The organism is Oceanobacillus sp. FSL K6-3682, assembly GCF_037976165.1.
In the GTDB taxonomy this organism is placed as follows: Bacteria; Bacillota; Bacilli; order Bacillales; family Amphibacillaceae; genus Oceanobacillus; species Oceanobacillus sojae.
Genome location: NZ_CP150263.1, coordinates 1924322 through 1938802, shown reverse-complemented (window position 1 = coordinate 1938802; position 14481 = coordinate 1924322). Strand labels below are relative to the sequence as shown.

The window sequence follows — 14481 nt, the reverse complement described above, 5'->3', positions numbered from 1 at the left end:
AAAAGCTACCTTTCATTCTTTTAATAACCAGATAGTTATCTTTGATATTACTCTGAAGAACCAAACCACTTATCATAAATCTCATCATATGTCCCATTTTCATGTAATGTAGCTAAAGCATCATTAATCGCAGCTACTAAATCTTCATTCCCTTTTGCAATTGCAATCCCATAATCTTCTGCCTGATATGTTTCACCAACTGCTTTTAGCCCATCACCCGTTGTGGCAATATAGTACTCTACATTAGGCAGGTCATATACTGCCGCATCGGCATTACCATTTTCAACAGACATATATACCTGATCCAGCTGTTCATAAGGGTCAATTTGCTTCTCCTCTAAATTTTCCTCCAAAAATTGTGCACTGGTAGATCCTAACCTGGTTGCAATCGTTTTACCTTCTAAATCTTCCAAACTATTAATATCCTCATTATCCTCTGGTACAGCTATAGTAATCCCTGATTCATAATAAGGATCACTAAAATCAACTGTACCTTTTCTTTCTTCCGTAATACTTATTCCAGCAACCGCAATTTCAAATTGGCCAGTCTGCAAACCTGGAATAATACCATCAAAATTCGTTGTTTGAATCTCGCCATCAATTTCAAATCCAGCCTCTTCTGCGATTGCAGTAATTAATTCAATATCAAAGCCTACCAGCTCTCCATCCTCCATAAATTCAAATGGTACGAAAGAGTTATCGCTTACAACAGTGTACGAATCATTTAAATCATAATCACCATTGTCTGAATCTGCGTCATCCCCTGCAGAATCATCACTACTGCCACATGCAGCTAAAACTAATAATGAAATAAGTGCCAGCATAAAAATCCAACTTTTCTTTTTGCTAAACATCAAAAATTACCCCCTGTTATTTGATTTTAATTCTGTGGATAACTCTAAGTATAACAAAATTCCATTTTTATTAAAAATTCACTTTTAACCCATATTTCTGAAAATATAGGGGAATTCTGTGATTTTAAGTCTTTACCCATCACTTACTGTCTTTAAACTCGGAAATCTTCAAAAATTCTTTCCTTTTCACATAGTTATGGCAAAAGTTAGGTTTTAAAGTAAAAATAAATGAAATCTGTTAAACTGTTTCTATGGATTTCAATTACAGATAAATCAAGATTACAGGGGGCGTTGTATCAATATGCAGGATAATATCTCTATTCTGGAATGGAAAGTATTTGTTGAAAAGAAACGTAAGAAGAAAATGTTAGTGAAATTAATCTGGAGTGATACAGATAAATTAACATTGATTATCTCTCCAAATATCAAGGTCAATTCTTTTATAATTGATGAAAAGGAAGGTTTTCTTTTTTATGATATAGAGGGTAAGCAAATAACGGATCCAATCCCCTCTATTATTCCTGGCAGCGCATTAATAGATGGACAAATCCCTGTAAAAGCTATATCAGATGGGAATGTAACGCTTTATGGGAAAAGTTTATCCAACCAGGAAATAGATGAATTAAATCAATCAATACATTAAAAAAGTCTCTGGCAGATAGCTTTTTCTATCTCCAGAGACTTTCTTGTTAAGTATTATTCTTTTTCTCGTCATATTTTGACCAGTACGTTGCAAGGATTGGCCCTGAAATATTATGCCATATGCTGAAGATAACACTTGGTACGGCAGCAATTGGTGTAGCTGAAAAGAATGTCAAAGCCAATGTAGAGGCCAGTCCAGAGTTCTGCATACCAACCTCGATGGATACCGCCTTTTGATCTGAAAAGTTTAGTTTAAAGAGTCTTGCTGTAACAAACCCAAGTAACAAGCCTAGTATATTATGCAGCACAACAACACCAAAAATGAGTAACCCTGATGTTGCAACTGCATCCTTATTTACGGATACTACTGCTGCGGCAACTGCAACAATACCAATAACGGAAACAAGCGGAAGTACAGAAATACTTTTTTCTACCTGTTTGCTGAATAATAAGCGGATGACAAAACCTAAAATAATTGGAAGAAGTACAACCTGCAATATCTGAATAAACATTTCCTTAAAAGAAACCGGCATCCATTGATTCGCTAATAAAAGTGTTAAAGCAGGCGTTAAAACTGGCGCAAGTAACGTAGAAACGGTTGTTGCTGATACAGACAAAGCTGTATTCCCTTTTGCTAAGTAAGTAATTACATTAGATGCCGTTCCGCCTGGTGCACACCCTACCAGAATCACACCTACTGCGACCTCCGGGGGCAATTGAAAAGCAATAGATAATCCATATGCCAACAGCGGCATAATAATATATTGCGCAAGCACAGTGATAAATACACTTTTGGGAGCTTTTAATACTTCCTTAAAATCTTTGGGCGTAAGCGTTAACCCCATTCCAAACATAATAATTCCTAATAAAATACTTACATGTGGTGCAATCCAGGTAAACCCGCCTGGAAACAGGAAACTGACAACCGCAAATAGAATTACCCAAGCAGCAAATGTATTTCCTGCAATACTACTGATTCTTTCTAAAACCTTCACTTCCAAATCCTCCTAAAGTAATTTTTCTGACAGCTCTGTTGTCAGAAAAATCAAAACAATTCAATCTAATATTACAGAAGGACGAAATCAATAGAATTCGCTTTTAATTTCTATCCTTTTAAAAATAAGAGATGTTCTATATCATACCAAAACTCTGATAATTATGTCTATATTAAATTGAAATATTTTTACATTTATATAATATTATCCAACAGTCTATTTATGTTAAAAATGCTTGAAAACAGCTGTTAAAATTTTTTTAATTAAAAATAAGATTCAACCCACCAAGAGTGGCGAGAACCAAAATTAAAATAGTAAATACGCGCTGTGGAATATATTTCAGTACTCTTGCTCCTGTAAACGCTCCAATTAATATAATTGGTATCAGCATCATATTAACAGAAAGTGTATTCAGTGTAATAATTTCCAAGTGAACATAAAAAGGAAACTTAATTAAATTCACTGTTAAAAAGAACCAGGATCCTGTTCCAATCAGCTCTTTCTTCGGCAGCCCTTTTACTAACAAATAAATGGTCATAATTGCACCAGCAGCATTTCCAACCATCGTCGTAAAACCGCCAAGCACCCCAATAAAAACAATAAATAGAAACGAATTTGGCAGTATCTCGTTAAAACGGGCTCCAAGCTTTTGCCGAATTAAATTTAGTGCAATCATCACTAATACAATCACACCAATCATCGGCTTCAACCATCCATCTCCAATATTTTGCAAAACGAAAAAGCCGCTGATAATTCCTATTAGCACCCATGGAATGAGACTTATTAAATATTTCCATACAACATTTCTTCTGTAGTATGTAACTGCAAATAAATCACCAATCAAAAGCATCGGCAGTAAAAACCCGACTGATTCTCTTGCCGGAAGAACAAACATAATTAACGTAACTACTAAAATAATCATGTTTGGCAGCCCGGATTTTGAGAAACCAATCAGTAAAGCACATAAACCGATTATCAGCCAATCCAGTAATTCGAGCTCTAGCATCTTTCTTCTCCTTTAAATTCTATTATTCCCGTCTCAATCCTATCTATTTAACAAATAATAAAAAGGGATTAATTCTATGAACATATATAAACACACAGAAAAGGTATACACACAATCTATGAGGCTATACCTTTTCTACTATGCTATTATTGATAATCAAATCGATTTAAACGAAAGCTCTCTAAACTTACAGCAGGCTCTTTATCCATCAGCATTTTTGCTAAGCTTTCCCCAATACCGCTGCTGAATTTAAAACCATGACCGGAGAACCCGCAAGCAACAAGAACATTATCATATCCTGGTAAATAATCAATAATAAAATCTTCATCTGGAGTAAGTGTATACGTACACACTCTTCCCTCCTTCAGCTCGATATCTTCAGAAAAATACTTATGTGCAAAAGAAAGTGTTTCTTGTTCATCTTCTGGAAATGTGCTAAATGGCTCCAGTTCTTCATGATTCTTTAAGAGATGACCCCCGTCATGCCTGCCGATTTTTATACCAGCTCCATCAATACTTGGAAAACCATAATATGTACTTTCCTCATCAATATATCCCCAGCCGGGAAACAATCCTTCTTTATAATTTGATTCCTCTGCCTTGAACCAGGAAAACGTCTTACGAACTGGAGTAAGAGGCAAATTAATACCGAGCATACGCGTTACTTGATTAGTACCCTTACCGGCGGAGATAAGCAGCTTCTTCCCTTTGACTTCACTATTTGTTAATTTCACTGTAACTTGATCAGCTGTCATTTCGACACCTTGTACATAACTGTTTGTATATAAATCTGCACCATTTTTTTCTGCCAATACCCGATAAGCCCGAACAATATTTTCACTGAACAGTACACCAGAATTTTTCTCAAAATAACCAATCATTCCATCCTTTAATTGGAACCCCGGCCAGCGTCTATTAATTTCTTCTGCTGTCATCACTTCTAAAGAAAGATTATATTCCTCTGCTGATTTTCGTACTGTTTCTAAAAATTCATTTCCTTTTGAGCCAAAGTTAAGAATGCCTGTCTTTGAAAATATCCTTTCTTCCGTTTTTTCTTCCAACTCTTCCCATAGTTTTTGTGAATATAAAGCCAAAGGAACATAATTACCGCCTTCTCCATAGGCATGCCGAATCAGTCTTGTTCCTCCATGATGCGAACCTTCATTATGAGGAGGTTCATAAGAATCAATCAGTGCCACCGTCTGACCGGATTCCGTTAAATAACAGCCGGCTGACATCCCCATGGATCCGGCACCAATAATAATAACGTCATATATCATCTTTACCATCTCCCTTCACTCATCTCTGCGTTTTTTTCTACTCAGCAATTCTTTTAATTTGTTCGTAAATCTCTGGATGATTCTTGCGAAGCTTTACAGGCTTCCATGCTTCATTCACCCACATATGCGTTGTTTTTCCTGTTGTCAGCAACTCACCGTAAGGGTCATCTGCTGTAGCGCTCCGCATCCCATTTGCTTTCCAATCCTCTTCCGTAATTCTTCTGGCCTCATATTCAAAAGCAAGACGAATTGGTGAATACTGCTCAATACGTGTAAACAATACAACCAAATCATCAAATCTTGCAGAACTTTTATAAACAGCACTTGCATCCAATACCGGTAAAAGCAGGCCCTTTTCTTCAAGAGCGTGATAGGACATTTCAAAGTGTCTCATCCACTCTGTTCGCCCAACCTCAAACCAGGTAATATAATTTCCGTGATGAACTACTCCCATTTGATCGGTGTCCTTGTATTGTACGCGCATTTTATGCTGATGCCATGCTTGTGTCATTTCTATTTCCTCCTGTTTCTTAAAACTAGCAATTTAAATTGATGTATAATAATTCTCTATATAAATTATAGCATTAAGTATTCGGTAAATTAATTTGCAAGGTTTATAAAAACTAAAAAATTCCTATCATCATAATTCGTTGACAATAGGAATTTATCTTAGTTAATGCTTGTTGTATTGAAAAAAAGATTTTAATTTATTGGATATCCGCAATACTAGTAACCTTGTATTACATCAACAATATTAATCATATCTTTACTATTACTTTTATATTTCTTAAAGTTCTCAGAAAATATCTCTAATGCTCTGTCGAAATAATGCGGAGAAACCCCTGATAAATGAGTAGTTACGGTAATATTTTCTTCCTCCCAAAATGGATGATTCTTTGGAAGAGGTTCTTGTTCAAATACATCTAATACTGCATGGGATATTTCCTTTTCACACACAGCTTTTAGTACATCTTCCCCGCTGACTGCATCTCCTCTTCCTATATTTACAAATACTGCATGTTCAGGCATTAATTCAAAATGTTTATACTGAAAGAATCCTTTAGTCTCTGGAGTACTTGGAAGTATAGAAACTATAAAATCTGCTTCATTCAAATACTTATTCATCTCTTTAAAAGCAATGTTCTTATCAAAATACTCTATTTGTCTCCCGCTTCTTGAAACTCCAATAGTTTTCATTTGAAAAGCTTTTGCTATTTTTGCAATTTCTCTTCCTAAGACTCCAGTTCCAGCAATCAACATTGTTTTGTTCGTTATCTCTTCCATATGAATATCTCTTGTCCAAATTTTATTTTTCTCATTTTCTATTAATACTTTTCCTTTTCTATAAACCAACATTAATACAAAGAATACATATTCAGACATTGGCGCTTTATGGATGCCTTTAGCACTTGTAACCAGGATACCCCTTTTATTTATCTCTTCAAATGGAAGCTGGTCAACACCAGCGGCAATAACCATTATCCACTTTAATTTAGATGCTTTTTGAATTAGAGGTTCTGTTAAATCATTACCATAGGTTATTAAAATCTCAACATTTGAAAGGTAAGCTTCCGCCTCTTCCATATTGCTACAAAAGATGAATTCATCCTCTGGGAACAAGTTTTTTAACTTCAGTCGGTTTTCTTGCGGTAATTCAGCCGTTGCTAATATCTTCAAGTGAATTCCTCCTGTCAATTTTTGGTTCAGCTTATTTTCCTAATACTGCATTTACCTCATCTCTTATTTCTTGTAATCCCATTGTTTCATATACACTGTCGGCCAGTTCTTTAAACTCCTCACGGTCTACCTCATGAAACTCAACACCCGCTTCTTTCATTAACTCTTCATACTCTATAGAAGATTCCAAACTCATTTCAGAAGCCCTCTCTCCCGCAGCTTTGGCTTCTTCCAACACAATCTCTTGATACTCTTCCGGTAAACTATCGAACCACTTCTCACTGACAATTAGTGCTGAAACTAACTGGTAATGATTTGTTTTTGCAATATGATTGATTACTTCATACATACTTGACTCATAGATAGCTGTATTGTGAGCCTCTACTCCATCAATCACTCCCTGTTCTAAACCAGGATAAGCTTCCGTCCACGGCATACCAGTAGGTGATCCTCCCATAGCTGATATGGTAGCGTTTACAATTTCTGCCCCACTTGTTCTTATTACAGAGCCTTTAAAATCAGCAGCGTTTGTAACTTGATGCGTTGTTGCTAAGTTTCTTTCTCCTAATTGAAAATTAAATGAAAGAATTCTAATTCCCTGCTCAGTAAATTCTTCTACCCATTCCTGATATAAGTCAGACTCCACAAAACGTTCAATATCACTAGTATCTTCGAACATAAAAGGAGACTGTATAATAGAAAATTCTTTTTTCAAATCACTTAATTGAGCTGCATCCGAAACTGTTCCCACATCAGCTCCTATAGAAGCTTGTTCAATTAAATCCGGAATATTCGCTAATTGATCACTATGATAGGTTTCTACTTTAATTGCTCCTTCTGTCCTTTCTTCCACAGCTTCTTTAAATTGAAATATTGCCTGGTACTCAGCATTCTGTTCATTTTGCGTGACTCCCAGACGTAACGTATACTCTGCATTACTACCCTCCGTTGATTTCGAACCACAAGCAGCTAAAATACTTAGACTAACAGTTAACAACAAAAAACAATACAATTTTTTCATTTTAAAACACCCCTATTATTTAATTCATTACGTGTTTATAGAATTTGTATTTTTTTTATCATTTCAACAGTATCCATATAACTTTACTAGATTTGTTAAAGCCATTCCTATATATGGATTTTATTTTAGATAAACAAAAATCTAATACTACTTAAATATTCAATACAATTATCTTCAGCTTCTTTTTGTTACTATACCTCCATGCAGCGAATAATTTATGATCGCTGCATGGGATACTTAATTTTTAAATTCTTTCTTTATATACATACGTTGTATACAACTTAAGCCTACTAAAATATTTATATTTATTATCTATGGACCCAATAACAAATTCGGTAAAAATAATACTACACTTGGGAACATCGCTAATAAAATGATAACTGTCAAAACTGTTAATATAAAAGGTAAAGCACCTTTTGTGTACTCAACTACTCCAGTTTTAGTTATTGATAATACAGCAAACATAGTGACTCCCAGAGGTGGTGTCATACCTCCAAATGTGATAAGAACAACCAAGATTACACCGAAATGAACGGGATCAATTCCTGCCATTTCTGCAATTGGAAGAAATATAGGAGTTAACATTAAATTATTTGCAGTAGCCTCCATAAACAGACCAGCGATAAATACAAATAATAAAATTAATAAAAATAACAACTGTGGATTCTCAGTAATACCAGTAACGAATTGAGACATTGTCCTTGGGAAATTTTCAAAAGCTATAACATAACTAAAAATGGAAGCAGATGCTATAATTAACATAATCATACTGTTATCTGTTACTGCATCTTTTAAACATATTTTTAGTTTTTTCCAAGTCAGTTCCTTATGAAATAAAAATCCTACAGTCATTGCATAAACAACCGCCACTGCTCCACCTTCTGAAGCAGAAAATAAACCGAATCGAATCCCGATAATTAATAATATCGGAAATAAAATTGCCCATATACAATCCTTAAAACTAATTACAACTTCTTTTAATGTGGGCGGATTAAATTCATTATCCTGATCATAATTATTCTTTTTGGCAACAAAATATACACTTATCATTAATACCAGTGTCAAAATTATTCCAGGTATAATACCCGCAATAAAAAGTTTATTAATCGAAACTCCTCCAATAAATCCATATAGGATTAAACCAATACTTGGAGGAAATGTAGCCGTTATAATTGAACTCACAGAAATTAATCCTGTTGAAAAGCCTTTTGAATAACCTCTTCTCAACATATCATTAGTCATGATTCTACTTTGCATTGCTGCATCCGCAGTAGCAGATCCGGATATTCCACCCATCATTGCACTCAACAAAACAGAAGCTTGTGCTAGTCCACCAATCATATGACCGGTTAAATCATTTGCAAATTTTATTAATCTGCTTGTTATTCCAGAAGCATTTAAAATATGACCGGCTAATACAAAGAATGGAACTGCCAGTAATGGGAATGACTGTGTACCCGTAGCAAACTGTTGAATAGCCAGCGAATTAGGGATATCTGCTAAAAAGAAATAAGCAACACCTGAAATTCCGATTGCAAATGCAACTGGCATATTCAAAAAAAGTAAAACAAAAAATATAATTAACATGATAGTCATATCTTTATCTCCTTCGCTCTTTACCTTTATTCAACTTTGCCCTGCATCCTTCTCCATTTCCCCCAAATTTGTCCCAATGTAGTCAACAACATCAGAACACTACCTATAGGAATGGCTAAAGTTACTGTCCAATAAGGTATTGATGTTCCTGTGATAAGGCGACCTGTTGATGATATAACCATATCACTGCCATAGTAAATAAGAAAAAGTAAAAACAGTATCATCAAAACATTCATTATCATTTCTGTGATTAATCTCAATTTAGGCTTTAAAAAGTAATTAATTGCATCAACACCTACATGAGCATGGTTTCTAAGAGCTTGATTAGCTCCCAAAAATATAACCCAAATAAAGACTAACTGAGCTAATCCCACTGACCAGGTTGTTGGACTGCCAAATGCACGAACAACAACTTCCATAAATACCAAACCAACTAGCAGTAATAATAACCATGTTGTTAAGCTCTCTTCTATTTTAATCCAACCAACTCTTATCTTTTCTACAATCATTGGTTCAACACCTCTAGCACTTCCTCCCTAATCTCAGTCATATCAAGCTTTTCATATACTTGTTCTGTTAACTCTCTAAATTCTTCTCTGTCTACTTCATGAAACTCAACTCCATATTCGCCCATGAGCTCTTCATACTCTCTTGATTGCTCTAAGGCTAATTCAGCAGCTGCTTCTCCGGATTTTTCAGCTTCTTCTATAACAATTTCCTGATATTCTTCAGGTAAATTATCATACCAATCTTCACTTACAATCAGTGCTGATACGAGTTGATAATGATTCGTTTTTGCAATATGATTGATTACTTCATACATACTAGATTCATAAATCGCCAGGTTATGAGCTTCTACCCCATTAATAACCCCTTGTTCTAATCCAGGATAAGCTTCTGTCCATGGCATTCCACTTGGAGAGGCTCCCATTGAAGAAATAGTCTCATCAACAATTTGTGCTCCACTGGTCCGGATAACATTACTTCTTAGATCAGCAGCAGATGTAACCTCACTTGTAGTAGCTAAATTTCTTTCTCCCAAATAATAATTAAAAGAAAGGATACGAATTCCCTGGTCGGCAAAGTCTTCTACCCATCCTTGATATAATTCAGATTCTGTAACTTTACCTATTTGATCATAACTATCAAACATATACGGTGACTGTAAGATATAAAATTCTTTTTTTAGATCTCCAAGCATTGCAGCATCTGAAATCGTACCCACACTATTCCCCATGGAGGCCTGTTCAACTAAATCCGGTACATTTGCTAACTGATCACTATGATACAATTCAACAGTAACCTCTCCTTCAGTTCTCTTTTCAACTCCCTCTTTGAATGTTTCCACTCCTTTAAATTCTGCATTCTGATCATTTTGAGTTATTCCTAATCTCAAAGTATAATCGCCAGCATCTGCATCATTATCAGAACCGCAAGCAATTAGTAAAAGTATCATACTTAACATGCTGATCATTAATAAATTCTTTGTCATCGTTCCACTCCTCTAATTTACGGTTTAACAGAAGTTCCATCAGGCGTTCTCGCCAATGTCCATTCAGGTAATGAATTAATCGGCGGATATTCTTTAGCTATTTCTTCATTAAAGTCTACTCCGAGACCTGGTTGATCATTTAAATATGCATATCCTTTCTTTATTTCCAAATCATTCGGGAATACATTATCAAGAGCTTCATTGGTCGGTGTCCATTCCTGAATACCAAAATTATTAACTGCATAATCCAAATGGAAGTTAGCCATTACCCCTACCGGTGAAAGATCGCCAGGCCCATGCCATGCCGTACGTACTCCAAACATTTCTCCAAAACTAGCCAGTTTTCTTGCTGGAGTCAATCCGCCAATTGCACTTACATGAGCTCGAATAAAATCAATGCGTTTATTAATAATTAACTCCTTCCAATCATTCGGGTGTGTAAATAATTCACCCATAGCGATAGGGGTAGAAACCTGTTCTCGTAAAACCTTCAGCCAATCTGCATTTTCCGGCGAAAAAGGATCTTCAAGATAAAACAAATCATATTTTTCTAATTTTTTAGCCAAACGTATTGCTTCAATAGGTGGTATTCTTTCATGAATGTCATGAATGATTTCAAAATTATTCCCTAAACTATTACGTAGATGTTTAAATAATTCTTCTACATTTTTCGCATAAAATTCAGGATCGAAATACTCTCCACTTCTTCTGTTTTCAGGAGACTTTTTCAACTTAAAATGTTCTGCTTTTTTCATTTTCTTAGATATTAATCCTGTATCATTTGTGCCAGCACCGCCGTACATCCCCATCTGACAGCGTACATGCTGATAACCTTCTTTCAGTGCTTCTCTAACATTAGCTTCGACTTCTTCTACAGTTCCTCCATCAACATGAGGATATAAAGCAATCCCATCTCTCGACTTTCCCCCAACCAAAGAGTAAACTGGTAAATCAGCTATCTTCCCTTTAATATCCCATAAAGCCATATCAATTCCAGATATAGCATTATTAACTACTGGACCATTCCTCCAGTAACCGCTTACATTGGTTGACTGCCAGATATCTTCAATATTTTCAGGATTTTTCCCTATTAAAAATGGTTTTAAATAATCTTCTAAGGCACTTTTTACAGTAAAGGCCCGTTGTGAAAATGTGGCGCAGCCTAAACCATATAATCCCTCTTTATTTGTGATTATTTTTACAACAACTAAATTAATATTATTTGGTGCAGTAATAAATACCTTTACATCTTTAATCTCAAGTTTCTTCATTATTCATTCTCCCTAATTAATTTTTCTATCTCGCTAACCATCCACCGTCCACTGCTAATAAATGTCCATGAATATAATCAGCTAAAGATGATGCTAAAAATACGGCTGCCCCTTTCATATCATTTGGGTCCCCCCATCTCCCGGCAGGTATTCTATCTAGAATTTGTTTGCTGCGTTCTGGATCATTTATAAGTGCTGTATTCATTTCAGTAGCAAAATAGCCTGGTACAAGGGCATTAACATTCACTCCCAAGGAAGACCATTCATTAGCTAATTCTTTTGTCAGTTGACCAACTGCTCCTTTTGCTGCAGTATACGCAGGAACAAGAATACCTCCCTGAAAGGAAACTAAAGAAGCTACATTTATAATCTTTCCGCGTTGCTGAGTGGTCATTATTTTGCCTGCTTCTTGACAAAGAATCCATACAGATTTTAAATTCACATCAATCACAGCATCCCACTCGTGCTCAGGAAAATCTACTGCCGGGTATCTTCGTTGAATACCTGCACAATTTATTAATATATCAACAGATTCCATTTTTTTCTTGACTTCTGGAATTACTTCTCTGACTCTCTTTAAATCACTTAAATCGCATTCTATTATTTCACAATTTCTTCCTAATCCCTTAATTTCTTCTTGTACAGTTATGTCTGTTGAGCGTTGAATCAGTGCAATATCAGCTCCAGCTTCTGCTAATCCAATTGCTATCGCTTTTCCAATTCCCCTTGTTGCTCCAGTAACTACCGCTACTTTATTTTCTAAATTAATTTGGATAGCCATTTTTCATTCCTCCTTATAGCTCAAATAGCAATTTTAATGAATTTTTAGACTCTTTCACCAATTCGAACCCTTCTTTAAATGATTCGATTGGTAAGCGGTGACTAATCAGCCTGGAAATATCAATTCTTCCTTCCTCCATAAATTTAATTGCAGCTTCAAAATCTTTAGGGGAAAAGCATCTCGTAGTGGATAGAGAAAGTTCTCTAAAATGCATTTTTGCTAAATCAATAATCGGTGCTTTTTTATAGACACTTACAACCATAATTTCACCCTGTGTCTTAATGGCTGAGATCATTTGATTTGCAGTTATTTGGTTTCCCGCAACTTCAAAAACAACATCTGATCCTACTCCCTTTGTTGTCATTTTTACCTTTTCAATTAAATCCATTTCCATTGAATTGACAGTGATAAGCCCATATGTTTCAGCTACCTCTAGACGATACTTACTGACATCAGAAATGATTACTTCAGTCGCGCCAGATATTTTAGCAATAATGCCAATTAGAATTCCGATTGGTCCAGCGCCTAAAATGGTAACATTATCTCCAACTTTAAATTGGGATCTTCTTACTGTGTGTATAGCAACAGCTAAAGGTTCTATTAAAGCTGCTTCATCCTCTTTTACTTTATCGGAGAGGATATGTAAATTCTCTATTGGAATTTTTGCATATTCTGCAAAACCACCTTGTAAATCGATACCAATATATTTTAAGTTCTCACAAATATGATAATTTCCTAATCTGCATGGTTCACATTCATTACAGTATCGGATTGGATTAATAGCAACTTTATCCCCTATTTTAAATGATGAGCCGCTGCTAATTTTTGTAATCTCACCTGAAAATTCATGTCCCATAACTAATGAAGTCTTTGCCCGCGGATGAACTCCAGCATAAATCATCATGTCTGTTCCACAGATACCACCATACTTCACTTTAACTAATGCCTCATCAGTAGTAATTTGAGGAACACTTAATTCTTCTAATAATAGTTGCTCTTTACCTGCATAAGTAATTGCTTTCATTATTTCAATCCACCTCTTCCAAGCATTTCTACTTAAATAGAATGTCCAGTACTGTTTTTCTGGTATCCTCAAAATGAATACGAAGAGTTCGATCAATCCCCTCCATATCTTTTTTTTGCATCGTTTCTACAATATCTTCATGTTTAACGTCTTCATATTTTTTTACCAAAAATTCCGCTTCTTCTTCTGCCATTTCCATCCTTTTTTCTGTGGCAATTAATAATGTTGTAACAACAATATTCTTAATGCCCTTCCACACATTCATAAAACGTTTATGTTTGCTGGCTTCAATAATTGCTTCATGAAAAGCAATATCGTGAAGCGAATATTCAACTAAATCATTTTTTTTTGCTGAGATCTTCATTTGTTCTAGTAAAAAATTAAGGAGCGCAAATAGAGATTCATCTCCTTCTTTTGCGCATTTTTTCATACAAAATCCCTCTAATAACAAACGTAAATCATTGATTTCCTGCAGGTCTTTTCTTGTCATCCCATGAACTACCGCACCCATCCGCTCTAAACTAACGAGGCCCTCATATTGCAAAATACGCAAAGCTTCCCGCGCTGGAGATCTGCTTGTATTATAAGTAGAAGCAATAAAATTCTCTGAGATTTTATCTCCCGTTTGAAACTTTCCTGAAATAATTTCAAATCGAATGAAATTTGCAACCTCCTCTCCTTTAGAAGAAGAAGGTAATCGATGAATTGGAAAACTCATATTATCCCTCCTTACACATCTTGTATACAACATATACAGATGGTAGCATGAATTTTCACAATTGTAAATGCTTAATTTATATTATATAAAACTTGCAGAGATACTTCTTTTTTATATTTCAGAG

15 protein-coding genes are annotated in these 14481 nt (G+C 35.2%); 1 reads left to right on the top strand and 14 read right to left on the bottom strand.

Annotated features, from left to right (window positions below; genetic code table 11):
• Positions 1-47: 47 nt before the first annotated feature.
• The gene (locus MHH51_RS09770; RefSeq protein ID WP_156985488.1) at positions 48-854 is read right to left on the bottom strand and encodes a transporter substrate-binding domain-containing protein; all 807 of its coding nucleotides are present in this window, start codon (positions 852-854) and stop codon (positions 48-50) included.
• Between the two features lie 301 nt (positions 855-1155).
• Here MHH51_RS09770 and MHH51_RS09765 point away from each other — a divergent pair, with 301 nt between their 5' ends.
• A complete protein-coding gene (locus MHH51_RS09765) occupies positions 1156-1497 on the top strand; it encodes a hypothetical protein (RefSeq protein WP_186813524.1) in 342 nt (113 codons plus the stop codon).
• 46 nt (positions 1498-1543) lie between these two features.
• Here MHH51_RS09765 and MHH51_RS09760 read toward each other — a convergent pair whose 3' ends face one another.
• From MHH51_RS09760 to MHH51_RS09700, 13 genes are all read right to left on the bottom strand, one after another.
• Entirely contained in the window at positions 1544-2491 is a 948-nt protein-coding gene (locus tag MHH51_RS09760; protein ID WP_156985489.1) for a bile acid:sodium symporter family protein, read from the bottom strand.
• Positions 2492-2750: 259 nt separating this feature from the next.
• Positions 2751-3497 (bottom strand): sulfite exporter TauE/SafE family protein, encoded by a 747-nt coding sequence (locus MHH51_RS09755; RefSeq protein WP_339285842.1) that lies wholly within the window; start codon positions 3495-3497, stop codon positions 2751-2753.
• Positions 3498-3643: 146 nt separating this feature from the next.
• Positions 3644-4777 (bottom strand): N-methyl-L-tryptophan oxidase, encoded by a 1134-nt coding sequence (gene solA, locus MHH51_RS09750; protein ID WP_339285840.1) that lies wholly within the window; start codon positions 4775-4777, stop codon positions 3644-3646.
• A 37-nt stretch (positions 4778-4814) separates the two neighbouring features.
• Entirely contained in the window at positions 4815-5288 is a 474-nt protein-coding gene (locus MHH51_RS09745) for a thioesterase family protein (protein WP_339285838.1), read from the bottom strand.
• Between the two features lie 215 nt (positions 5289-5503).
• Complete coding sequence (locus tag MHH51_RS09740; RefSeq protein ID WP_147208339.1) at positions 5504-6454, bottom strand: D-2-hydroxyacid dehydrogenase; 951 nt, start codon at positions 6452-6454, stop codon at positions 5504-5506.
• A 31-nt stretch (positions 6455-6485) separates the two neighbouring features.
• A complete protein-coding gene (locus tag MHH51_RS09735) occupies positions 6486-7475 on the bottom strand; it encodes a C4-dicarboxylate TRAP transporter substrate-binding protein (RefSeq protein ID WP_339285835.1) in 990 nt (329 codons plus the stop codon).
• A 312-nt stretch (positions 7476-7787) separates the two neighbouring features.
• The gene (locus MHH51_RS09730) at positions 7788-9071 is read right to left on the bottom strand and encodes a TRAP transporter large permease (protein ID WP_147208343.1); all 1284 of its coding nucleotides are present in this window, start codon (positions 9069-9071) and stop codon (positions 7788-7790) included.
• Positions 9072-9097: 26 nt separating this feature from the next.
• A complete protein-coding gene (locus tag MHH51_RS09725) occupies positions 9098-9580 on the bottom strand; it encodes a TRAP transporter small permease (protein WP_339285833.1) in 483 nt (160 codons plus the stop codon).
• The gene (locus tag MHH51_RS09720; RefSeq protein ID WP_147208347.1) at positions 9577-10563 is read right to left on the bottom strand and encodes a C4-dicarboxylate TRAP transporter substrate-binding protein; all 987 of its coding nucleotides are present in this window, start codon (positions 10561-10563) and stop codon (positions 9577-9579) included. Before MHH51_RS09720 ends, MHH51_RS09725 begins: the two co-directional genes overlap by 4 nt.
• A 17-nt stretch (positions 10564-10580) precedes the next feature.
• Positions 10581-11834 carry an enolase C-terminal domain-like protein gene (locus MHH51_RS09715; RefSeq protein ID WP_339285831.1) on the bottom strand — a complete coding sequence of 418 codons (1254 nt, stop codon included), beginning with the start codon at positions 11832-11834 and terminating at the stop codon, positions 10581-10583.
• 25 nt (positions 11835-11859) lie between these two features.
• Positions 11860-12615, bottom strand: coding sequence for an SDR family oxidoreductase (locus tag MHH51_RS09710; RefSeq protein WP_147208351.1), 756 nt, complete (start codon positions 12613-12615; stop codon positions 11860-11862).
• A gap of 13 nt (positions 12616-12628) precedes the next feature.
• Entirely contained in the window at positions 12629-13639 is a 1011-nt protein-coding gene (locus MHH51_RS09705; RefSeq protein WP_339285829.1) for an alcohol dehydrogenase catalytic domain-containing protein, read from the bottom strand.
• A 28-nt stretch (positions 13640-13667) separates the two neighbouring features.
• On the bottom strand, positions 13668-14357 hold the full coding sequence (locus MHH51_RS09700) for a GntR family transcriptional regulator (RefSeq protein ID WP_339285827.1): 690 nt from the start codon (positions 14355-14357) through the stop codon (positions 13668-13670).
• Positions 14358-14481 lie beyond the last annotated feature (124 nt).

Coding starts and splice junctions, on each gene's coding strand:
- MHH51_RS09770 (WP_156985488.1), bottom strand. CDS start 854: ATGTTTAGCAAAAAGAAAAGTTGGATTTTTATGCTGGCACTTATTTCA.
- MHH51_RS09765 (WP_186813524.1), top strand. CDS start 1,156: ATGCAGGATAATATCTCTATTCTGGAATGGAAAGTATTTGTTGAAAAG.
- MHH51_RS09755 (WP_339285842.1), bottom strand. CDS start 3,497: ATGCTAGAGCTCGAATTACTGGATTGGCTGATAATCGGTTTATGTGCT.
- solA (WP_339285840.1), bottom strand. CDS start 4,777: ATGATATATGACGTTATTATTATTGGTGCCGGATCCATGGGGATGTCA.
- MHH51_RS09745 (WP_339285838.1), bottom strand. CDS start 5,288: ATGACACAAGCATGGCATCAGCATAAAATGCGCGTACAATACAAGGAC.
- MHH51_RS09735 (WP_339285835.1), bottom strand. CDS start 7,475: ATGAAAAAATTGTATTGTTTTTTGTTGTTAACTGTTAGTCTAAGTATT.
- MHH51_RS09730 (WP_147208343.1), bottom strand. CDS start 9,071: ATGACTATCATGTTAATTATATTTTTTGTTTTACTTTTTTTGAATATG.
- MHH51_RS09725 (WP_339285833.1), bottom strand. CDS start 9,580: ATGATTGTAGAAAAGATAAGAGTTGGTTGGATTAAAATAGAAGAGAGC.
- MHH51_RS09720 (WP_147208347.1), bottom strand. CDS start 10,563: ATGACAAAGAATTTATTAATGATCAGCATGTTAAGTATGATACTTTTA.
- MHH51_RS09715 (WP_339285831.1), bottom strand. CDS start 11,834: ATGAAGAAACTTGAGATTAAAGATGTAAAGGTATTTATTACTGCACCA.
- MHH51_RS09710 (WP_147208351.1), bottom strand. CDS start 12,615: ATGGCTATCCAAATTAATTTAGAAAATAAAGTAGCGGTAGTTACTGGA.
- MHH51_RS09705 (WP_339285829.1), bottom strand. CDS start 13,639: ATGAAAGCAATTACTTATGCAGGTAAAGAGCAACTATTATTAGAAGAA.
- MHH51_RS09700 (WP_339285827.1), bottom strand. CDS start 14,357: ATGAGTTTTCCAATTCATCGATTACCTTCTTCTTCTAAAGGAGAGGAG.